Consider the following 22,572-nt stretch of genomic DNA (forward strand, 5'->3'; position numbering starts at 1 on the left):
AGCGTAACGTTAGCACAGAAATCGCCCGAGAAAAGGATGATATTTATCTGAAGATGGCGAGCGGAGAGGTGCAGCCGCCAGGATCGACGTTTCAGGAGGATGCTGGATGAACGTTCACATGCCAACCGTATCGTTGGAAGACAAGTATGTTGCAACGGGCGGACAGGTCTATCTAACGGGTATTCAGGCACTTGTGCGGCTTGCACTCGAACGCGCTGCACTGGACCGCCAGGCGGGTCTGAAGTCGGGTGGGTTCATCTCCGGATATCGCGGTTCACCACTTGCCGGATATGACACGGAGCTGATGCGCGCACGCAGACATCTCGACCGGAACAACGTCGTCTTCAAACCGGGCGTGAACGAGGAACTCGGAGCAACTGCGGTCTGGGGCAGCCAGAAACTGCGCGGTGAGGGCGGTGTCGGCCGGCCGACCGAGTATGATGGCGTGTTCGGTATCTGGTACGGAAAGGCACCGGGTGTTGACCGCGCAGGCGACGCACTGCGCCAGGCAAATGCTTCCGGCACAGATCGGAACGGCGGCGTTCTTGCGCTGGCCGGCGACGACCATCTTGCCAAATCTTCCATTCTCCCGGCCCAGAGCGAGTTTTTCTTCGAGCACGCGGAGATCCCGGTGCTCAACCCGTCCGATATTCAGGACGTTCTTGATTACGGTCTTCACGGGCTGGAAATGTCGCGCTTCACGAGCCTCTGGACTGCGCTGATCTGTGTCGCGGACACAATGGACGCATCGGCAACGATCAATGTTTCGCCAGACAGGCTGAGGCTTGTCCGGCCCCTGGAAGGCGATCCGCGCAAGGACTACCGCCAGAACCGTGACCTGCTTCTCGGAAACCGGCTGGAGACCGAACGTCTCGTGCGAGACCTCAGAATTCCGGCCGCACAGAATTATGTGCGCACCAACGGACTCGATCGCGTGACATTCGGCGCCCGGGGACAGGCCAAGCTCGGGATAGTCGCATCCGGAAAGGCCTACAGGGATCTTCTGCAGGCGCTCAATCTCATGGGGGTCAGCGAGGAATTCGCGAAGTCGATCGGGCTTGCCGTCTACAAGGTCGCCATGACCTGGCCGCTTGAGCCGCTGGGACTGCGCGACTTCGCGCGTGGCACGGAGCGTCTTCTCGTCGTCGAGCACAAACGTGCCTTCATGGAGACGCAGATCAAGGCGATTTCGTATCATTGGCCCGAGATGAGCCGTCCTGAAATCTGGGGCAAGCGCCGGCCGGACGGGGCGCCTTTCCTGTCCGATGTTCTGGAGCTTTCCGTCGCCGAACTGATCAAGGGTTTGATGGCCTGGCTGCCGCAGGAGGTCGTTTCGGAGGAAATGGGAGCGGTCGCCAATCGCATGACCAAACAGGTCATGTGGGCTCAGGGACACGCGGAACGGGCTGCTCGCATTCCCTATTTCTGCTCGGGATGCCCGCATTCCACCTCGACCAAGACGCCCGAGGGCTCACGCTCGATGCCGGGGATCGGCTGCCATGCCATGACCGAGATGGCCGGCCGTACCACCGAAGGCCAGATCGCCATGGGTGGGGAAGGTGTTCTTTGGGTCGGGCAACAGCCGTTCTCCGGCGACAGCCACGTCTTTGCCAATGTCGGCGACGGGACCTATTTCCACTCCGGCATTCTCGCGATACGACAGGCGCTCGCCTCAAAGGTGCCGATCACTTACAAGATCCTTTACAACGACGCCGTCGCAATGACGGGCGGACAGCAGGTCGACGGTCAGCTTACCGTTCCGCAGATCACGCGGCAGCTCGAGGCGGAAGGTGTCGAGCGTATCGCCGTTGTTTCGGAGAACCCGGAAGCCTATGGCTCCTGGACGCCGGTTGCCCGGGGCACGAAAATTCATCATCGCGACGAACTGATGGACGTCCAGAAGGAACTTCAGTTGTTCAAGGGCGTTTCCGTGATTGTCTATGACCAGACCTGTGCTGCGGAAAAACGGCGTCGGCGCAAGCGTGGGCTCTACCCGGATCCTGACAAGCGGCTTTTCATCAACGACCGCGTCTGTGAAGGCTGCGGAGACTGCTCCGTGCAATCGAACTGCCTCTCCGTCGAGCCGCTTGCGACGCCATTCGGCGAAAAGCGCGTGATCAACCAGTCGAGCTGCAACAAGGACTTTTCCTGCATCAAGGGCTTCTGCCCCTCATTTGTCGAGATCGATGGCGCTGCTCTTCGCAAGCCGAAAAAGGCCGATGTCGACATCGAGGCGATGGTCGACGCCTTGCCCGAACCGGTGCTTCCATCGCTCGAACGGACCCGGAACGCGCTCGTTGCCGGCATTGGCGGCATGGGTGTCACAACCATCAGCGCCGTTCTGGCCATGGCGGCCCATGTCGACGGCAAGCAGGCATCGACGCTTGACATGACCGGACTTGCCCAAAAAGGCGGTCCCGTGACCTCTCATGTGCGTTTCGCAGCGAGCGACCGGTCGATCGAGGGACCCCGTGTCCCGACCGCGAGCCTCGATCTTCTGATTGCCAGCGATCTCGTGGTCGCGACCAACGCCGACCAGCTTGCACTCGCGCAACGTGGGCACACACTGACGGTAGCCAACACCAAGGTGGCGCCGACAGCGGAATTCGTTCTCAAGCAGACACTCTCCTTTGATGAACAGCGCATGGACAAGGCGCTCAGGGAAGCCTCCGGCACTTACCTGGCCCTGAATGCGGCGGAGATCGCCGAGAAGCTTCTCGGCGATGCGATCTTTGCAAACATGCTTCTGGTCGGCATGGCCTATCAGAGCGGGGCAGTGCCGGTTTCCGGCCATGCGATCGAAACGGCGCTGGAGCTGAACGGCGCAGCCGTCGCCAACAATATCAAGGCCTTCCGCGCGGGACGGGTTCTGGCGGCGGACGCGCAAAAACTGCTGGGCGCTCTACCGTCACAGGAGCTGCCCAAGGTTCTGAGCCTGGACGAAAAAATTGCGCTTCACGAGAGCGAACTCACGCTCTACCAGGATGCGGCTTATGCCGCGACCTACCGGGACCTGGTTCAGGCTGTCAGACGCGCCGACGAGCAGAATGGTACAGGCACCATGCGGCTGACACAGTCGGTTGCCGACATGCTGTACAAGGTGATGGCCTACAAGGACGAATATGAGGTCGCGCGCCTTTATTCAGATGCGGAGTTCCGTCAGAAGATCCTGCAGCGCTTCGAGGACCCGAAGACGGTCAAGGTTCATCTGGCGCCTCCGCTTCTGGCGCATCGGATCGATCCGAAAACGGGGCGCCCGGAAAAGATGGCGTTCGGCCCGTGGATCTTCACCGCGTTCAAGCTCCTGGCGAAGTTCAAGAGCCTCAGGGGCAAATGGTATGACCCGTTTGCAAGGACCGCCGAAAGACGTGCAGAGCGCGCGCTGATCGCTCAGTACAAGTCTGACATTGCCGAAATCCTGAACCGGCTGCCGTTCGTGAACTATGGACTGCTCGTGGAACTTGCCCGCGTCCCGGAACTCGTCAAGGGGTTCGGACCCGTCAAGGAAGCCAACCTGGCCAAGGCGATGGACAAGCGGCGCGTCCTGATGGAACAGCTCAACAAAACCGACAACGGTGACGATCACAGCGACACGGCCGGCGAGTTTCTGGAAGCTGCAGAGTAGGGGCATGTCCCGCCCGGCTTCCTCCCGGATCCGTTGGGAGACAGTTCCGGGAGGCAGCCGGGACCGGTGCCCTTGTTTGTTAGTACCAGAGACCGGTCTCGACACGTTTCGGCCTGCGGCGCAGTTCCTCGCGGGTGCGCGTATCGCCGTCGGGAAGCACATCATTAAGAAGTTCCGTTGGAATTTTCTTGAGTGACCGCCGCCGCCGCCGCCGCGTTTCCAACCAATCTCTCAATCGCCGCAGAAAAGTTGGCCAGCGAGCGCTTGTGACGTCATGCCCGGATCTTTGCGGTGACGGAAAGGGGGTCACTTTGGGCATCCGATTCTCCTACATTAAGAAAGGAATTTCTTTTTTAATTTAGGAGGGTGTCGGGCGGCGATCAATAAAAAAAGAAAAATATTTCCAAATACGAGATTGCGCCCGAATTCCTTGATCGCGCCGGTGCCGACAACAGCGTGCCGATTGATTGGATCGCGGGCGACGAGCCCGTATTGCGAAAAGTGCGGAGATGCACCGGCTTGCGCGGATTTGTGGAGCGCAGACGCTTTCACAGACCGTCTTCCGTTCGCAGATGCAGCATCTTTTTTTCGATCAAATTTACAATTTTTTTCCTCTTTCATATAGGGCAAAATTTGATCGAAAAAATTTTAGTACTCTATATTTTTCAATAAGCTATAGGGAGTTTGGGCAATGAAAATCGAATTTTCGGTAAATTTGTCAAAAAGACAGTTACATTCTGTTCAAACCTGTTGGTTTCTTCTTTAATTCTCCAAATCATCTTCGATATCAGAGCCCTGACAGGCGTTTGTGCAAGAATTGGTATCGAAGCATGAGTGAAGCGTTGAAAACAGAACTGGTGAACTTTTCGGAGCTTACCGGGGAAGCAGGAAACGCCCGCAAGGCGGAACTGGCCAAACATGTCGCCGCGCTGTTCGCGCTGACCTCGGAGCGCTGCTCCGACGAACAGGTCGGCGTATATGACAGCGTGCTGTTGCGGCTGGTCGATATGGTGGAAGGCGAGGTTCGCCGCTATGTCGCCGAGCAGATGTCGGGTCTGAAACGCGGGCCTCGGGACACGATCCGCCGTCTCGCGGACGATGAGATATCAATCGCAGAACCGATCCTGGTACGGTCGACCGTCCTGAGCGATGAAGACCTCATCAAGATTGCGGAGAAGCGCGGCAATTCGCACTGTCTCGCTATCGCGCAACGCGAGGTGCTGTCAGTAGGCGTGACGGACATCCTGGTTCAGCAGGGCGACCTGAAAGTAAAGCGCAAGGTCGCCGGCAACGATGGCGCGACCTTGTCAGATGCGTCCGTAAAGTTGCTCATCAATGATGCCGCCTCGGACGCAACCCTGCAGAATTTCCTGAGCGAACGTGGTGATCTTGCCGAAGCGCATATCGCGGATCTGGTCAAGGTTGCCAGCGAAGAAGTCCGCAAGAAGCTTCGTGATGCCGGGTGCAGCGAAGAGGCTGAAAGAGTCGGCGAGGCAGCCGACATCGCCGCTCAGCACATGTCAAACCAGTACTGGCTCGGCAAGTACGACTTCAAGACCGCCAGGGCGCGCGTGCTGCTGCTCGCAAAGCGCGGGATGGTGAACGAAGCCGCATTGCGCCGCTTCTGCTCCGAGGACCGTTTCGCGGAAGCAGTCGCCACGCTCGCCTTTATCATGCGTGTTGAAGTCGAAGAACTCAGCCATTGCATGGTGAGCCCCAATCCGGAGCCGTTTATCGTTCTGGCGAAGAGCTTCGGGTTCTCGTCCATCTCCGTCAGCGGGCTGTTGTCCATCGGCCCATGGCGGCACCGGCTTACGCCTGAAGTCCGTGTGGCGACGATGTCGCTGTTCAGCCGCATGACGGTGTCCGAAGCCAAGCGGAAAATGGCGCACTGGGACAAGAAGGTGGTCGCCTGAGCCCAGCTTGCAAGCGACATCGAAATCTCAGCCCGGCGAAACGCCGGGCTTTTTTGCGTTAAAGCACATGTGCATTTTAACGATTCTTTAAAATCGAGCGGAACCGTGCTTAACAAGGGCGGGGGACTAAACGCGACTCGCATGGGGCTCAAATGCAAAAGAACAAAATCCTATTCCAACAGGGTGTCTTTCGGCTGGTCATGGTGCGCGCGGCGATTTGCCTGGCGGCAGCTGTACTTGTCCTGTCCGCCGGGTTCCATCCAGGCTCGACATCAGCACAGGCTCAGGGAATAACCGGCGTCGTCTCCGGCATCGCGTCGGGCAGTGACGACACGAAAGACGGGACGGACACCGCGGAAACAGCCGAAACCGGAGCGGCAAAGACGGCCGCGGACCCGCCGGTCGAAGCACAGGAAGCCGGCCTGATCCAGAACGTTGACGAGTTTGTCGACCATGCCGTTTCAGCGCGTGATGTCTTCCGGTCCATTCTTGGAGAAATCCCCGACATACACCAGACGATGCTCTCAACGTTGCAGGCCGAGGGCGAAGGGCTGGGGCTGAGCTGGATCCCGACCGCGCTTGTCGATATCGCCGCAGGCGTCATTTTCGGGGTGCTTGCCATGACGCTTCTGGCGCGCTGGGGGCGGCGACAGTTCATGGGCATGTATCGGGAAGATGTCTACAGCCGCTCGGACAAGATCATTTATCTCTACCTGCGCGCGCTTTTGATGCTTGTCGGTGTCGCGCTGTTCTTTGGTGTGGCGGTCGTTGTATATCTCATGGTCGGATCGGGTTTGAAGGCAGCCAACCAGACAGCGCTGGTGGTCTTCAGCGTGATCGCGGCCTTTGCCGTTCTGCGCATCATTTTCCTCAACGTGCTTGCCCCGGACGCAGACAGCCATCGCCTGTTGAATCTGACGAGCGAGGAAGCCGGCGGCCTCTACAGAGCCCTCGTCATCGGCGGTGCCGTTTCCCTGTTCGCCGTCGGCTTCTGCCTGTGGATGGAGCGTCTCGGACTGTCTCGTGATGCCCACAAGATCGCGCTTATCGCGGCATCTGCGCTTTCCATGATCATCCTGATCGGCATTTCCGTCGCCTATCGGAAGGTGATCGCCCGGCTGATCCGCGGCGAGGCCGGCAGCGAAGCGCCAATGTGGCGCAAAGTGTTTGCGAATGTCTGGCACTTCGTCGCCGTGATCTATTTCCTTATCGCGTGGGGCATTTCCGCAGTCCGCATCCTGCTTGACCTTCCCGACGCGACCGGTCTGGTCGGCGCGCCGCTGCAGGTGATGCTCCTGGCAGCAATCGTCTACGGTCTTCTGGTCCTGGTCATAGACAAGCTTCTGCTGCCACGCCTGGATACGGCCGATGCGCAGGCGAAAATTGCCGAGGACATTCAGCGGGCGGATGAAAGCGAAGGCCATCAGGAAGACGTGGAAAGCGCGTTGGCGCAGGCTCGTGCCGAGGCAGCGGAGCGTGAGGCGCAAAGGTCGCCCTTCCGCGACCTGTTCGACAAGGGCGCCGTGATTATCGTGCTGTTCGGCTCGGTTGATCTTCTGGCCTCCTGGTGGGGACTGCCTCTTGCAGGCAGCAGTTCGCTGATCGGCTCGTTCGTGGAAGTTCTGCTGGTCACATTCCTTGGCTACATGGCCTATGAATCGGTCAAGATTGTCATTGACCGGCAAATCGCAAAGGAATCGCCCGCCGAAGAAGACGAGGAAGTCGAGGTTGGCGGAGCAGGGGAAAGCAGGATCGCGACACTGCTGCCGATTTTCCGGAACTTCCTGCTCATTACCATCGTCGTGATCGGCGCAATGGTGGTCCTGTCGGAACTCGGCGTGAACATTGCACCGCTCTTTGCCGGTGCCGGTGTCGTCGGTCTTGCCATAGGTTTTGGCGCGCAGACCCTGATCAGGGACATCTTTTCAGGCGCTTTCTACCTGCTTGACGATGCCTTCCGGAAAGGGGAATACATCGACATCGGCAGCGCGAAAGGTGTTGTGGAGAAGATCTCCATCCGGTCGATGCAGTTGCGGCATCACCGGGGCGCACTGACCACCATTCCCTTTGGAGAAATCCAGCAGGTCGAGAACTTCTCCAGAGACTGGGCCGTCATGAAGCTCGCATTCCGGGTGACATATGACACCGATGTGGAGAAGATGCGCAAGCTGGTCAAGAACTTCGGCAAGGAGCTTTTGCAGGACGAGTATTACGGGCCGATGTTCCTGGCACCTCTGAAGTCCCAGGGCATCATGTCGATGGAAGATTCCGCCATGATCGCGCGCGTGAAGTTCACGACCAAGCCCGGCAAGCAGTTCGAACTGCGCAAGATCGTCTATGCCGGCCTGCGCGACATGTTCGAACAGAACGGTATCAAGTTTGCGCATCGCCAGGTTACTGTTCGGGTTGCCGGGGAAGGCGATGCGGATGCAGATGCCGGCGACGTGACGCCCGCCGGAGCACAGGCAGCCGTAAAAGCCGCGATCCAGGCGGCGGCGGCCGGCGGGGCGGCCGGTATCTTCGATCCGGACGATCCCAATGGCGACGGAGGCTCAGATCAGCTTTAGCCGGCACGGGTCGGATTGAAACCGAGGCGGCGCGATGAGAATGTTCCGCAAGTCCATGGACCTTGACCGTTAAATCCGATATCGGTCCCGCAACTTGAGAAGCGGGACCGGAATGCGGATTGGATTTCAGGCAGGCGCCATAAACGAGCGCGGAATGAGTGTTGCGCTCTACGATTATGCCTGCGGTTGCCAGGAACTCCTGGGGCATGAGGCCATCGTCTTTTACAGCGAACACCACAGCGATCCCCAGGTCGTCGAGAAATTCCGCAAATCGCTGCACCTGGTCGCGCTGCCGAACGGTCGGGACCAGCGTTTGTTCAGCGAACCCTACAAACTGGACTTCTGCTATTTTATCCGCGACGGGCGCTCAAAACCGTTGGGTCTGAGCGCAGAGCGAACCGGCGTGCATACGGTATTCCGGCATTTCGAACCCCACGGAGATGTCTATGCCTATGTCTCCGACTGGCTATCCGACTGGATGACAGGCGGGGCCGCACCGGCTGTGCCGCATATTGTCGATCTGCCGGAGGCCGCGGGAAGCCTGCGCCCGGAACTTGGCATCGCAGAGGACGCGTTCGTGGTCGGCCGCTATGGCGGGTTCGACCAGTTCAACATTCCCTTTGCTCAAACGGCTGTTGCCGAAGCACTCGAACGGCGCCCCGATCTCCACTTTCTGTTCGTCAATACGGAAAAGTTTCTTTCGCATCCAAGAGCCCTTTTCCTGCCGCCCGTCATCAGTCCGACCGAGAAGTCGCGGTTCATCAACAGTTGCGATGCGGGTGTGAACGCCAAGAAAATCGGTGAGAGCTTCGGGCTTGCCATCGTGGAGTTTCTTCATTTCGGCAAACCCGTGTTCAGCTGGGCAGGGGGCATGGACCAGAACCATGTCTGCCTCACCCCGAAACGGGAATGGAACTACCGCACAAGGCGAGACCTTTTGCGGCTACTTACCGACTATGTTCCCAATCAGCCGGACAGCGATCTCGCCAGAAGCTCTGTCGAGTGCTACCGGCCTCAAGGCGTCATGAAACGGTTTGATGATGCATTTTTGTCAGGAAGATATGCATCGAAGGACTTGCATCTGACGGGGACCTTCAAAGCAAGGCGATTTGTGCAGGAAAAGCTCCTCAGAGCGAAATTCAGGCTCTGGAAGAGCCTTTAGGAAAATGCCGGACAACATTGGTGATGATGCTCTACGACTGTTTTGTCTTTCACAACGAATTCGATCTCCTCGAAATCCGCTTGCGGGAGATGGGAGATCTGGTTGACCGGTTCGTCCTTGTTGAAGCGGACCAGACCCAGCGCGGGTCTCCCAAACCCTTTTTCTTTGACGAGAACCGGGAGCGGTTTTCTGCCTGGAAAGACAAGATCATCGACTTGCAGGTCAGGTTTCCCGATGAACTGCCACCTGCGCTCGGGGTTTACAAGAACCGCCGCGAGGAGGATTGGAAACGCGAGAACTATCAGCGCAACTGTATTGCCCAGGGTCTGGAAGACTGCGCCCCGGACGATCTCGTCCTGCTGTCGGATGTCGACGAGATCGTGCGTGCATCCGTGCTTGAGCGCGTGCTTTGCGAACGGCTTTACAGGGGCAGGCTGCTGGTCTTCGACCAAAGTCTCCACAAGCACCATTTGAACCGGATCGTTCCGGGCAAGACATGGTTGCTCGGGTCACGCATGATCGAAAAGAAGTATCTGACAACGCCGCAGCAGCTTCGCCGGACCAAGGCACGCATGACGAAAAAGCGCTATGTTCCCGGTTTTCTGGCTCAGCCGCTTTTGAGAATTCGGAACAACAACCTTTCGGGGATCAACAGGCCGGTGAAGATCATAGCCGATGCCGGATGGCATTTTTCCTCCATGGGAGGGATCGAGTCGTTCAGAACCAAACTGGAGTCCGTCGTACACGGTCAGACGGTCGACACGAGCGACATTGAGAGGCTTTACGAACACGAACTTGTCGGAACGGAACTCATCCCGTCCGGAAGTCTTCCGGCCTGCGTGCAGGATGGCAAGTTCGACCACATGCTGGCGCAGACCGGATCATGAACAACGCCATCTGAGATGAGACTGTCTGGTACTGCCGGTCAGGTCAGTTCCCTTGGCCCTGACGGCGTTGCAACGGACGCTCGATACTTCAGTTGCGGCCCGTGGACCACAAGAGGCGGGCGATCGATGGAAAGCCTTTCGTAGAGCGCATTCACCATCTCCAGTTCGGTATGTTCCAGCGTGAACGACAAGAGTTCCGCGCCGAGATCGGGAATGTGAGCGATTGATCTCGATTCGTCCCGATGATTGATCAGTGACGGGGCAGCGCCGTTCAGAGCAAGACTGCCGTTTGAGGGAATCGAAAAAGAAAATGAGGGCGCATCAAACGGAAGCGCGACTTCGTCTCCGAAGATCTGCCGGTCTCCTGAAGCGACAAGGTCAAACGATTTGCTGCTTGCCACCCACCCCCGGAGCCGGCGGCCATTGTCCCAGTCTTCTCTGACCTTCTTCTGGTCATCGAGGCCGAACCAGCGTGCCCGGGGCGGGGCCGCGCCCTCAGGATCGAGCGCGACGATCTCGAGATAAACGTTCCTGCCAAGCTGCAGCCTGTGATTATGGGTGCCCATGTAGAGATGCCGCGTGCCGAAAGGGACGTCCAGATCGAGACACGCCTGCACATGTGCCACCCCTTCGGACAGGGTCGGAGCGATAACAGTGAGGTGGTCGAGCTTGAGCATGCGGGAAAGTCTCCGTTGACGGCCGGGGGGAGCAGATGGTGGGCTGGACGGCCACAAGGGGATTCAATAGCCGGGACGTTTCAGAGCGATAGTTCACTATTGCGGGCGGGTCGGCAATCCGTTCTGCGTTACTCAAATGGGCTCAAAGAAGAGGAAAGTCCGTGCATTTGGTCGAAAACGGACAAAATCGCGTCGTATTTGGTTCCTTTGCTTGCATCTGAAATCAGATTGATATAAAGATATCTTTATATCGACATTGATACCTCGCGGGTGCAAGGCGACCGAATGACCGAAGAAGCAATCCTTTCCGTGGAAGACACTCTTGCAGCGGTGCGTGCTGTCGGGGAAGCGACCCGGCTTCGCCTGATCGCGTTGCTCGCCGAAAGCGAGCTGACCGTAAAAGATGCGACTGCGATCCTGGGGCAAAGCCAGCCGCGTATCTCCCGGCATCTGAAACTTCTTGCCGAGGCCGACCTTATCCAAAGGTTCCCGGAAGGATCCTGGGTGTATTACCGGCTTGCAGATGGTCCGGAAGGGCAACTCGCCAGGGGTTTGGTCGAGAGAATCTCGAAAGAGGATCCGGTACTGGCCGCCGATCAGGAGCGCTTCAAGGCAATCCGCAAGGCAAAGGCCGACGAAGCTGCCTCCTACTTCGCCGCGCGCGCTCTCACCTGGGACAGGGAGCGGTCGTTGCATGTTTCAGAAGAAGACGTCGAGACCACGATGCGCGCTGCACTCGGCGGTGCGCCGTTCCAGTCCTTTCTCGATCTTGGAACCGGCACCGGCCGCCTTCTTGAAGTCTTTTCCGATCAGTATACCTCGGCGCTTGGCATTGACACATCTCATGACATGCTCGCAGTTGCACGCGCCAATCTCGCCCGGGCAAATCTGACGAACGCGCAAGTGCGGCACGGCGATGTCTATGCCTTGAACGTTCCGCCCCGATCCTTTGATGTTGTCGCGATCCACCAGGTTCTCCACTTCCTGGATGAGCCTGCACGTGCGCTGACCGAGGCGACCCGGGCCCTGCGTCCTGGAGGACGCTTGCTGATCGTGGATTTCGCCCCCCACGCGCTTGAATTTCTGCGTGAAAACCACGCGCACCGCCGGCTTGGCTTCGCTCACGATCAGATGGAGCGTTGGCTGGAAGAACTGGAACTCGATCTGGAGCAGGTCACGGACCTTGTTCCGGGAGATGATACCGAAAACAACCTTACCGTTACGCTTTGGCTTGCCCGTGATCGACGCGTCGTCACCGATTTGCCCGCGCGCGACACGTCCCGAGAGGTCGCCTGACATGTCTGATTTTTCCGCCCGCCGTTCTCACCAGGCTGCACTGTCGCCGATCACGGCATCTTTCGAGTTCTTTCCGCCGAAGTCCGACAAGATGGCCGAGACCCTCTGGGGTACCGTCAAACGGCTGGAAACGCTCAATCCGTCCTTTGTTTCCGTAACATACGGTGCTGGTGGCTCGACGCGTGAGCGGACACACAAGACCGTTGAGCGGATCCTGAATGAAACGGACCTGCTGCCGGCCGCGCACCTGACATGTGTCGGCGCGTCCCGAACGGAAGTTGACGAGATCGTCCAGGACTACTGGGATCTTGGTGTGCGCCATCTGGTTGCGCTTCGCGGCGACCCGCTGGAAGGGATCGGATCGCGATACAGGCCGCACGAAGACGGCTATCCCTACGCGTCCGACCTGGTTGCCGGCATCAAGAAAATCGCCGATTTCGACATTTCCGTTTCCGGCTACCCGGAAAAGCACCCGGAAAGCGGAAGCTGGCAGAGCGAGATCGACAACCTGAAGCGCAAGGTGGATGCCGGGGCGGACCGGATCATCACGCAGTATTTCTTCGACAATGATCTTTTCGACGACTACCTCGACCGGATCGCGGCTGCCGGGATCAACATCCCGGTCGTTCCGGGAATCCTGCCGATCCATAACTTCGAACAGACCATGGTCTTCTCCGCCAAGTGCGGCACCAGCATTCCGCAATGGCTCGCGCGCCGCTTCGCAGGGCTGCACAGCGATCCGGACACCCGCAAGCTTGTCGGCGTGTCGATTGCCTGTGAACAGGTCATGGATCTCGTCGATCGTGGCATCAACGATTTCCACTTCTACACCATGAACAGGGCCGACCTGACCTACGCGATCTGCCACATGTTGGGCATGGGACAACAGGCACCGGAAACCATCGCGGCCTGATCGGAGCCGCACGGGCCGGGTCGAGGAGCCAGCGCGAAGCTGGTAACCGTTCGGCCGGTCTATCAGCCGTACCCGAAGCGCCGCCGCAACGTGCACCAAACGAACAGGAAGCACCTGAACAGCAGGTGTCCAAACGATTCGACTTAGACACTCCGGAAGGAAGAACCCGTGATCAAGTCCGACGCCTTTGAGCGCCTTCGTGACCTCGCCAAGACCCGTATTCTCGTGCTTGACGGCGCAATGGGGACCGAAATCCAGGACCTCAAACTCGACGAGGCAGGCTATCGCGGCGAGCGGTTCGCAGACTGGCCGAGCGATGTAAAAGGCAACAATGATCTTCTGAGCCTGACCCAGCCGGACGCGATCCGGAAGATCCATATCGACTACCTCGAGGCCGGGGCGGACATCATCGAGACCAACACGTTTTCATCGACGACGATCGCGCAGGCCGACTATGGCATGGAAGAGCTCGCCCATGAGCTCAACCTGGAGAGTGCGCGGCTCGCGCGTGAAGCTTGCGATCAGGTGATGAAGTCGGATCCGGCACGCCAGTGCTTCGTTGCAGGAGCGCTTGGTCCGACCAACCGGACTGCTTCGATTTCACCTGATGTCAACAATCCCGGATACCGGGCCGTGTCGTTCGACGATCTCAGAATATCCTATGCGGATGCAGTCCGGGGTCTCATCAAGGGTGGGGCGGACATTCTCCTGGTGGAGACGATCTTCGATACGCTCAACGCGAAGGCAGCCCTTTTCGCCATCGACGAAGTGTTCGTGGAAACCGGCAAGATCCTGCCGGTGATGATTTCCGGAACGATCACGGATCTTTCCGGCCGCACGCTGTCCGGACAGACGCCGGAAGCCTTCTGGAATTCGGTTAGCCATGCCGCACCGCTCACCGTCGGTCTCAACTGCGCGCTGGGCGCCAAGGAGATGCGCGCGCATGTCGATGAACTCGGCCGTGTTGCCGACACGCTTGTGTGCGCCTATCCGAATGCGGGATTGCCCAACGAATTCGGTGAATATGACGAGAGCCCGGAGCATATGGCGGGCCTGATCGAGGAGTTTGCATCCGCCGGTCTCGTCAATGTCGTCGGCGGCTGCTGCGGAACAACGCCCGCCCATATCAAAGCCATCGCGGATGCGGTCGCGGACAAGCAGCCCCGTGTGATCCCGGAGATCGACCGGCACATGCGCCTGTCCGGCCTGGAGCCGTTCGTGCTGACCAAGGAAACAAACTTCGTCAACATCGGCGAACGGACAAACGTCACCGGGTCCGCGCGGTTCCGCCGCCTGATCAAGGAGGGCGACTATGCGACCGCGCTGGATGTTGCCCGCCAGCAAGTCGAGAACGGCGCGCAGATCATCGACGTGAACATGGATGAGGGCCTGCTCGATTCCGAAGAAGCCATGGTGACTTTCCTGAACCTGGTCGCCGCCGAACCGGACATCGCCCGGGTTCCGGTCATGATCGACAGCTCCAAGTGGAGCGTCATCGAGGCGGGGCTCAAGTGCATCCAGGGCAAGGGCGTGGTCAATTCCATTTCCCTCAAAGAGGGAGAGGAGGCCTTCATAGAACAGGCTCGCCTGATCCGCCGTTACGGTGCGGCCGTCGTCGTGATGGCGTTCGACGAAACGGGGCAGGCGGACACGCAGGCACGCAAGACGGAAATCTGTGCCCGGTCCTACAAGGTGCTGACGGAACAGGTTGGCTTTCCGCCGGAAGACATCATTTTCGATCCGAACATCTTCGCGGTGGCAACCGGCATCGAAGAGCACAACAATTACGGTGTCGACTTCATCGAGGCGACGGGCTGGATACGCGAGAATCTGCCGCATGCGCATGTGTCAGGCGGCGTTTCGAACCTTTCCTTCTCGTTCCGCGGCAACGAGGCGGTGCGCGAGGCGATGCACTCCGTATTCCTCTATCATGCCATTCAGCGCGGCATGGACATGGCCATCGTCAACGCCGGTCAGCTTGCGGTCTACAACGATCTTGACGCCGACCTGCGTGACCATTGTGAAGATGTGGTGCTCAACCGCCGCGACGATGCGACCGACCGGATGCTGGACGCGGCCGAACGCTGGAAAGGCGAGGGCGGCAAGAAACGGGAAGCCGATCTGACCTGGCGCAGTTGGGGTGTCGCAAAACGCCTGGAACATGCCCTTGTTCACGGGATCGATGACTTTGTCGTTGAAGACACAGAAGAGGCCCGCCAGGCGTTCGATCGTCCGCTCCACGTGATCGAAGGGCCGCTGATGGACGGCATGAATGTGGTGGGTGACCTCTTCGGGTCCGGCCAGATGTTCCTGCCGCAGGTGGTGAAATCCGCGCGTGTCATGAAAAAGGCAGTCGCTTATCTGATGCCGTTCATGGAGAAGGAAAAAGCGGAGCTCGGGCTGACCGGACAGTCGTCCGCGGGCAAGATCCTCATGGCAACGGTGAAGGGCGATGTCCATGACATCGGCAAGAATATTGTCGGCGTCGTGCTTCAGTGCAACAATTTCGAAGTGCTGGATCTGGGCGTCATGGTTCCGGCCGCGAAGATCCTGGAGACTGCGAAGGCCGAAAAGGTTGACATGATCGGCCTCAGCGGGCTGATCACCCCGTCTCTCGACGAGATGTGCCATGTCGCGGCTGAGCTTGAGCGCGAGAACATGAACCTGCCGCTTCTGATCGGCGGCGCGACGACCTCGAAGATTCATACCGCGGTCAAGATCCACCCGAATTATGAGCTTGGGCAGGCCATCTACGTGACCGATGCAGGCCGTGCGGTCGGCGTCGCCACCAAACTGATGAGCGAAGGCGCTCGGGAGCCCTACTTTGCGGATGTCCGCACCGAGTATGCCGACATTGCGGAAAAACATGCTGCAAGCCGCGGAAACCAGAAGCGAACCTCGATTGCGAAGGCACGCGAAAACGCGTTCCAAAGTGATTTTGCCGGCAAGCCGCCGGTCGCGCCGAAAGAGCCAGGCCAAACGGTTTTCGACGATTTTCCGCTCGAAGATCTGGTGCCGATGATCGACTGGACGCCGTTTTTCGCAACCTGGGAAATCAAGGGACGGTTTCCCGGAGTTCTGACGGACAACCGCTACGGTCCGGCTGCGAAAGCGCTTTATGACGACGCGCGGCGGATGCTGGACGAGATTGTCGAGAAGAAGCTGTTGACCGCGCGTGGTGTTGCCAGTCTGTGGCCGGCCAATGCGGTTGGCGACGACATTCGTCTTTATGCTGACGAAAGCCGCAGCGAAGAAATCGCAACTTTCCATACACTGCGCCAGCAGATGGCACGCAACGCCGGAGGGCGTGCGAATGTTGCGCTCAGCGATTTCGTCGCGCCTCTTGAAAGCGGTATTGAGGACTGGGTCGGCGGTTTTGCGGTCACATCGGGCCATGGTGAGGATGAGCTTGCGGCCCGCTATGCCCGCGAAAGCGACGATTACAACAAGATCCTGTCACAGGCGCTCGCAGACCGGCTCGCGGAAGCCTTTGCCGAGAAGCTGCACGAGATCGTGCGCAAGGACCTTTGGGGCTATGCTGCCGACGAAACTCTCAGCACCGACGATATCATCGCGGAGAAGTACCACGGCATTCGTCCGGCTCCAGGTTATCCGGCGCAGCCGGATCATACGGAAAAAGACACCCTGTTCCGTCTTCTCGATGCGGAGCGTCTTACCGGCATTCAACTGACCGAAAGCAGGGCGATGCTACCGGGTTCATCCGTATCGGGTCTCTATTTCGCGCATGCCGACAGTCACTATTTCGGTGTCGGCAAGATCGAGAGGGACCAGGTCGAAGACTACGCGGCGCGAAAGGGATGGGATGTGGCGCTGGCGGAACGCTGGCTCGCCCCGATTCTCAATTACGAACCGGCACAGATGGTTGCCGCTGAGTAGGTTTCTGCAAAGGAACAGCTGGAGATCGTTCACCCCCTGTGGTCCATCCACAGGGGGTGAACTTTTTTATTGAACGAATTGAGCGGTTTACCGGTTCTATTTTCAGATTCTTGAATTATGCACACAGTGCGCTCTTGAAATGTGCACACAGTGCGCTAATATTTGAGCCATCAAATGGATTCGAACAAAACAGGATCCTTCAAGGAGAAGAAAATGACTGTGCACGTCGCCAGGGCGATCCTGGTAAAGCACCGCCAGGACTACAACCGGGATCGCCTCGCTTGGCTACCCAACGGGCTTTACCGCACCTGGCGGGAAGCATCACCGAAGTTTCGGGAGCCGGTGCGCGTCTCCTGAAATCGGGCCAATCCCGAATTGGCCCCAAAAAGAACGACAAATTCGGAAATCGGGCGCTGCTTTGCCCCTAGCGTCCGCCCACCTATAAAAAACCCGGCGAAAGCCGGGTTTTTTGTCTTCCGGAAAGCGTTTCAGGTGCGGCTAAAGATCAGTTTTGCTCCGGCAAACGCGAAGAAACAGCCCAACACCGTCTGTATGGTTCGTCTCGCTTTTGCGTAGGTCCGGATCGCGGCGGGGCTGGAAAAAAGGAAGGCATACAAGACGTGGATGAGCAGCGACAGTGCGAATGTGCCGGCGACGATAACGGCGCCAACCCAAAGCGGAGCCTCCTGCTGCATGCCTAGGGAGACAATTGCGATCCAGGCAAGGGCAGCCTTCGGGTTGGTCATCTGAATGACGTATCCTCGCAGGGCATAGCCCGATCGGCTGATCCGCTCTCCTTGCGGTTCAACCGCTGCAATGGAATTGTCGGCTCTTGCGGCCTTAAAGGATTTGTAGGCCAGCCAGAGAAGGTAGAACCCACCGGCGATCTTGATCGCGGTGAGCGCGGACGCGTATGTGGCGAGCACAGCCGACAGTCCGAGCACGGTAAGCGTCGCCCAGGTGAGTGATCCGAACGCGACGCCGGAGGCAAGGGCAACGCCTTCCTTGCGTCCTGAACTCAGGGATGTCCCCATGACCGCAAGGATGTTCGGACCCGGACTGATGATCCCGAGCAGGAATGCGGAATAGGCGAGTAATATTCCAGGCAGATATGTTGAAACCTGTTCCATCCGGAGCCCCTCTATGAATTGCGATACCGCAGCTTAGAGGGAACCTATGGGCCTATGCTTCGGCCGTGGTCGAAGCATGACTGCAACAGGGTGATGGTTCCGGCCTCAGCTCTGTACAGGGTTCTCAACAGGAAACAGTTTCCGCAATTCCGCATCCCCCTTCGGCGAAATGTGAACCGTGCGCCCTGACTTGGCACGGCGCACCCAGCCGTTGTGCTGAAAGCGATCCAGCAGCGCAGCGCCGAGAGATCCGGCAAGGTGACTGCGTCTTTCGCTCCAGTCCAGGCACGCCCGGCAGAGCGGACGGCGGGTGGATTTCAAGGTGGCGAGGTTGATCCCGGCATCGCAGATGAACGTCTCGCCGCGATCCGTCAGACCAAGGCCGCCCTTGTCATTGGTGACTTGCAGAAATCCGCGCGCTTGCATGCTGTCGAAGATGCGCACTGCCATGTCTCCGGCAAGGTGATCGTAACAGACACGTGCCGCCCGCATCGCCGGGTCCCTTGGCCCGGTGCGCACGCGCAGGTGCCCCTTGCGGGCGGCCAGCCCCATCACCGCTTCCAGAACCGAGGCAACCTCCGGCCCTGCAAGCTGGTAATACCGGTGCCGGCCCTGCTTGGCCTGCGCCAGAAGACCGCCTTCGACCAGTTTTTTCAAATGCGAACTGGCCGTCTGCCCGGTGATGCCGGCTTCGCCGGCCAATTCCGTGGCAGTCAGCGCCTTGCCGCTTAGTAGCGCGCCCAGGATGTTGGCCCTGGCCGGGTCGCCGATAAGGGAGCCGATGCGTGCGATGTCAGGTCCGTCTTTCATGGTTCGATCTCCGTCGAAGCATTGCTGTCAGGAAAGATGGCACAAAGCTCTTGCCTCGCCAACCTGAAAGGACGACGGAATGATCACATGTTTCATCCGCTATCACATCGACCCGACAAAGAGGTCGGCATTCGAAGAATACGCGCGCAACTGGGGACAGGCGATTCCCTGCTGTGGCGCAAATCTCATCGGTTACTTCGCGCCCCACGAAGGCTCGACAACCCTGGCCTATGGTGTCTACTCGATCGACAGCCTTGCGGCCTACGAGGCCTACCGGGAACGGCTCGCGGCGGATCCTCTCGGACAAATGAACTACGCGTTTGCGCAAAAGGAAAAATTCATCTTGCGGGAAGACCGCACCTTCCTGAAACTGGCCTCCGCACCGCATGGGATAGGGGAGAGGTCCGAATGATTGCCGTCATTTTCGAGGTGGTTCCGCATGCCGACAAGAAACAGAACTATCTCGACATGGCCGCCAGGATGCGTCCGCTGGTCGACCAGATCGACGGGTTTCTGTCCGTTGAAAGGTTTCAGAGCCTGACCGATCCCGACAAGCTGCTGTCCATTTCCTTTTTCCGTGATGAGGATGCGCTCAACGAGTGGCGCCGTTTGACCGAACACCGGCAGGCCCAGAAGGCCGGCCGGACGAGTTATTTCAGGGACTACCGCTTGCGTGTCGCCCATGTGCTGCGGGACTACGGCATGGAGGAACGCGCCGAAGCCCCCGAAGATAGCCGCGCCTTGCACGGCTGAATTCGCTTTCATGCAAAACCGCTCATTCGACTATGCGCTGCTGGGGTTCCTCGCGCTCTTGTGGGGCTCCTCCTATATGTGGATCGGGCTTGCGCTGGACACGATCCCGCCGGCAACCCTGATGGCGCTGCGGGTCACGCTGGCCTCCGCCATCCTTTTGCTGGTCATGACGCTTCGAGGGATCCGGCTGCCCCTGGACCGGAACAGCTGGCGGCTCTTCTTTGTCCAGTCTCTCCTGAACGGCACGGGGCCGTGGCTGCTTCTTGCCTGGGGCCAGCAATATGCGGGGACTGCCGTTTCCAGCGTGCTCAATTCCACGTCGCCGCTCTGGGTGTTTGCAATCTCCTTCTTCGTTCTGAAACGGTCCCAGCCCGTTGGCGGGCGTCAGCTTGCCGGGGCGCTGCTCGGCTTTGGCGGCGTCGTCCTGATCATCGGGGTCGGAGCGCTGCGGGATCTTGGACAGAATATCGTTCCCCAGCTGGCTGTGTTCCTGAGCGCTGCGCTTTATGGCGTGGCGGCGCTGCGTGGCCAGCTTTTCAAGGGCGTTCCACCGATCGTTCCGGCCACGGGCATGCTCATCTGCTCTTCTGCGGTTCTTGTGCCTCTCAGTCTTTTGACCGAAGCTCCCTGGACGTTGCAGCCAGGCGTCACCGGCTGGACCTCGGCCATCATTCTCGGGACAATCTGCACTGCGTTGGCGTTCCTGATCTATTTCCGGCTTCTCGTCACGCTGGGTGCGATGGGGACGGCCAGTCAGGCCTATCTCCGCGCCGGGGTCGGCGTTCTGCTCGGCGTGGCATTCCTGTCGGAAAGACTGGATGGGGAAACGCTGGCCGGGATATGCCTTGCCATCTCAGGTGTTGTTCTGATCAACTGGCCCGGAAGCGGGCGGGCTTCAGAGCCGAAGAAGAAAGCGACCTAACGGGCGAGGTGGATTGATGAGCTTTTTGACCGTCTATAAGGCCGGATCCCGGCCGAGCAAGCGCGCGAGTTCCGACTATTTCACCGGCACGGTCTGGCAGGAACCGGTGATCGAAGCTCCGGCACCGGCGCGGGTGAGGGCGCTGAAAGTCACCTTCGAACCGGGAGCCAGAACCAACTGGCATACGCACCCGCTCGGACAGACGCTTCAGGTTCTGGACGGCGCCGGCTTCGTTCAGCTCTGGGGACAGGACAAGCTGCCGATCCTTCCCGGAGACGTCATCTGGATTCCGCCAGCGGTCAAGCACTGGCACGGCGCCGGCCCGCAGACCGCGCTGGTCCATCTTGCCATTCAGGAAGGCCTTGACGGCGCAGTGGCTGACTGGCTCGAACCGGTGGACGAGGCGACGTACGCCAAGGCGTGAAGTGCGACCGGCTTAGCGGCACGCTTCGTCACGCTGGCGGGTCCACTGAAAGCCGCCGTGATAACCGCCATCAGGCGATCGGTTAGAGTTCTCAGTGCGACCACGCACAGCCGGCTAGCCTTGAATACATCCTCGCTGCGAAGGGTTCTGGCGCGATTGTCGTAATAGGCAAAGTCGATCGATCCGTTCTCAAGTGCGCGGTACCGGGTAATATTGTCGGTCATTGTTTTGCTCCGTGATCTGATGAATGGAGCATGCGCGAACAGGACGGCAGGCGCTTGAAGAGAACCTTTAGAATGCCTTGTGTTTTCCTTCATTTTCATTCTGGAAATTGCGCCGGAATTACACTTCCAGTACTGTTTCAGGGCATGAATATCGCCGCTGGGGGACTGCGTGCGCTACGAATTTGCAGATTGCGTCCTTGATACGGAAAGCTATCAACTGCAGCGACTCGGAGTGGCAGTTCCGGTCGAACCGCAGGTGTTCGAACTGCTGTGCCTGCTTGCCGAAAATGCCGGGAAACTCGTTTCGAAAGACGCGCTCATTGAGCGTGTGTGGAATGGCCGGATCGTATCGGAGGCCACAATCAGCGCCAGGATCAATGCGGCGAGAACCGCAGTTGGCGACAACGGCAAGACACAGGCGGTCATCCGGACAGTGCAGCGCCGGGGTCTGGAACTGGTTGCTCCGGTCAGCACAAATGCCGCAATCCAAAAGCCTTACGTCAACATGGCTGCGAAACGCATGCAGACCATTCATTTTGCGCGATCGGAGGACGGTACCTCGATTGCCTATGCGCGATCGGGCGCAGGTCCTGCCGTCGTGAGGGCCGGGCACTTTCTGACCCATCTTGAAAAGGACTGGACCAGTCCGGTCTGGGGTCCCTACCTTCAGGAGCTTAGCTCGCGCTACAGCCTCGTGCGCTACGATCAGCGGGGAACCGGACTGTCCGATGCGACATTGAAGGGGACGGAGATCGAAAACTATGTCGCCGATCTCAAGGCGGTCGTCGACGCGGCAGGCCTGGAAACCTTTCCGCTTATCGCGGCATCTCAGGGTGTTCCTATTTCAATCGCATTTGCGGCGACCTACCCTGAGCGCGTCAGCCGGCTCATTCTCTACGGAGGGTTCGTTCAGGGCCGCGCACGGCGTGATCATCAATATGCGAACGAAGAAGCCAACGCGCTGATGGCCCTGATCCGTTCCGGGTGGGGGAAACCAGACAGTCCGTTCATGGTGGCATTCACAACGGTCTTTTGTCCTGGAGCCTCAAGAGAGGAGATGGACAACATGGTCGAGATACAGCTTGCCTCGACCTCGGCAGAAAATGCGGCTGCAATCAGAAACGCCTTCGACCAGTTCGACGTCTCAGGTTTTCTGCCAAGGGTGGGCGTGCCAACCCTGATCATTCACGCAAATGCGGATGCCGTTCATCCGGTCGCGCAGGGCCGTCTTCTTGCCTCCGGGATCGCAGGCGCGGAGTTTCTTCAGGTCGAAAGCAACAACCACGTCTATTTGCCCTCCGATCCTGCCTGGCGGCAGATCGTTGATGCACAACTGGATTTTCTGGAGCGGGACCAACCCGCTGCATAG

At 58.9% G+C, this 22,572-nt stretch carries 18 protein-coding genes; 14 read left to right on the forward strand and 4 right to left on the reverse strand.

Going from position 1 to position 22,572, the window contains the following annotated elements; all coding sequences use genetic code 11:
• The first annotated feature begins 106 nt into the window (after positions 1-106).
• Positions 107-3,625: an indolepyruvate ferredoxin oxidoreductase family protein gene (locus RDA78_RS18670; protein WP_434051321.1), complete on the forward strand. Its 3,519-nt coding sequence runs from the start codon at positions 107-109 to the stop codon at positions 3,623-3,625.
• Between the two features lie 333 nt (positions 3,626-3,958).
• Here the strand turns inward: RDA78_RS18670 and RDA78_RS18675 are convergent, their stop codons facing one another.
• Positions 3,959-4,177 (reverse strand): hypothetical protein, encoded by a 219-nt coding sequence (locus RDA78_RS18675; protein WP_434051322.1) that lies wholly within the window; start codon positions 4,175-4,177, stop codon positions 3,959-3,961.
• A 278-nt stretch (positions 4,178-4,455) separates the two neighbouring features.
• Here RDA78_RS18675 and RDA78_RS18680 point away from each other — a divergent pair, with 278 nt between their 5' ends.
• From RDA78_RS18680 to RDA78_RS18695, 4 genes are all read left to right on the forward strand, one after another.
• Positions 4,456-5,541 (forward strand): DUF2336 domain-containing protein, encoded by a 1,086-nt coding sequence (locus RDA78_RS18680; protein ID WP_434051323.1) that lies wholly within the window; start codon positions 4,456-4,458, stop codon positions 5,539-5,541.
• A gap of 152 nt (positions 5,542-5,693) precedes the next feature.
• Entirely contained in the window at positions 5,694-8,108 is a 2,415-nt protein-coding gene (locus tag RDA78_RS18685) for a mechanosensitive ion channel domain-containing protein (protein WP_434051324.1), read from the forward strand.
• Between the two features lie 154 nt (positions 8,109-8,262).
• Positions 8,263-9,270 carry a hypothetical protein gene (locus tag RDA78_RS18690; RefSeq protein WP_434051325.1) on the forward strand — a complete coding sequence of 336 codons (1,008 nt, stop codon included), beginning with the start codon at positions 8,263-8,265 and terminating at the stop codon, positions 9,268-9,270.
• A 23-nt stretch (positions 9,271-9,293) separates the two neighbouring features.
• Positions 9,294-10,157 carry a hypothetical protein gene (locus RDA78_RS18695; protein WP_434051326.1) on the forward strand — a complete coding sequence of 288 codons (864 nt, stop codon included), beginning with the start codon at positions 9,294-9,296 and terminating at the stop codon, positions 10,155-10,157.
• A 38-nt stretch (positions 10,158-10,195) separates the two neighbouring features.
• Here the strand turns inward: RDA78_RS18695 and RDA78_RS18700 are convergent, their stop codons facing one another.
• On the reverse strand, positions 10,196-10,834 hold the full coding sequence (locus RDA78_RS18700; RefSeq protein ID WP_434051327.1) for a VOC family protein: 639 nt from the start codon (positions 10,832-10,834) through the stop codon (positions 10,196-10,198).
• 285 nt (positions 10,835-11,119) lie between these two features.
• On the opposite strand from RDA78_RS18700, the gene RDA78_RS18705 reads away from it, so the two are divergent.
• From RDA78_RS18705 to RDA78_RS18720, 4 genes are all read left to right on the forward strand, one after another.
• Entirely contained in the window at positions 11,120-12,130 is a 1,011-nt protein-coding gene (locus tag RDA78_RS18705) for an ArsR/SmtB family transcription factor (protein ID WP_434051328.1), read from the forward strand.
• Position 12,131: 1 nt separating this feature from the next.
• On the forward strand, positions 12,132-13,043 hold the full coding sequence (metF, locus tag RDA78_RS18710; protein WP_434051329.1) for a methylenetetrahydrofolate reductase [NAD(P)H]: 912 nt from the start codon (positions 12,132-12,134) through the stop codon (positions 13,041-13,043).
• Positions 13,044-13,211: 168 nt separating this feature from the next.
• Positions 13,212-16,940 (forward strand): methionine synthase, encoded by a 3,729-nt coding sequence (gene metH / locus RDA78_RS18715; RefSeq protein WP_434051330.1) that lies wholly within the window; start codon positions 13,212-13,214, stop codon positions 16,938-16,940.
• Positions 16,941-17,153: 213 nt separating this feature from the next.
• Positions 17,154-17,297 (forward strand): hypothetical protein, encoded by a 144-nt coding sequence (locus tag RDA78_RS18720; RefSeq protein WP_434051331.1) that lies wholly within the window; start codon positions 17,154-17,156, stop codon positions 17,295-17,297.
• Positions 17,298-17,428: 131 nt separating this feature from the next.
• On the opposite strand, the gene RDA78_RS18725 is transcribed toward RDA78_RS18720, so the two are convergent.
• Both RDA78_RS18725 and RDA78_RS18730 read right to left on the reverse strand, forming a co-directional pair.
• Positions 17,429-18,070 (reverse strand): LysE family translocator, encoded by a 642-nt coding sequence (locus RDA78_RS18725; protein WP_434051332.1) that lies wholly within the window; start codon positions 18,068-18,070, stop codon positions 17,429-17,431.
• Positions 18,071-18,175: 105 nt separating this feature from the next.
• The gene (locus RDA78_RS18730; RefSeq protein ID WP_434051333.1) at positions 18,176-18,880 is read right to left on the reverse strand and encodes an ArsR/SmtB family transcription factor; all 705 of its coding nucleotides are present in this window, start codon (positions 18,878-18,880) and stop codon (positions 18,176-18,178) included.
• Positions 18,881-18,959: 79 nt separating this feature from the next.
• On the opposite strand from RDA78_RS18730, the gene RDA78_RS18735 reads away from it, so the two are divergent.
• The 5 genes from RDA78_RS18735 to RDA78_RS18755 all read left to right on the forward strand — a co-directional run bounded on the left by RDA78_RS18735 (position 18,960) and on the right by RDA78_RS18755 (position 22,572).
• Positions 18,960-19,292, forward strand: coding sequence for an NIPSNAP family protein (locus RDA78_RS18735; protein WP_434051334.1), 333 nt, complete (start codon positions 18,960-18,962; stop codon positions 19,290-19,292).
• Positions 19,289-19,633, forward strand: coding sequence for an antibiotic biosynthesis monooxygenase family protein (locus tag RDA78_RS18740; protein ID WP_434051335.1), 345 nt, complete (start codon positions 19,289-19,291; stop codon positions 19,631-19,633). The genes RDA78_RS18735 and RDA78_RS18740 overlap by 4 nt, the downstream gene beginning before the upstream one ends.
• Positions 19,634-19,643: 10 nt before the next feature.
• Positions 19,644-20,555, forward strand: coding sequence for a DMT family transporter (locus tag RDA78_RS18745; protein WP_434051336.1), 912 nt, complete (start codon positions 19,644-19,646; stop codon positions 20,553-20,555).
• Positions 20,556-20,571: 16 nt separating this feature from the next.
• Positions 20,572-20,979: a (R)-mandelonitrile lyase gene (locus RDA78_RS18750; RefSeq protein ID WP_434051337.1), complete on the forward strand. Its 408-nt coding sequence runs from the start codon at positions 20,572-20,574 to the stop codon at positions 20,977-20,979.
• 393 nt (positions 20,980-21,372) lie between these two features.
• On the forward strand, positions 21,373-22,572 hold the full coding sequence (locus RDA78_RS18755) for an alpha/beta fold hydrolase (RefSeq protein ID WP_434051338.1): 1,200 nt from the start codon (positions 21,373-21,375) through the stop codon (positions 22,570-22,572).

Source organism: Roseibium sp., from assembly GCF_051016195.1.
Lineage (GTDB): Bacteria > Pseudomonadota > Alphaproteobacteria > Rhizobiales > Stappiaceae > Roseibium.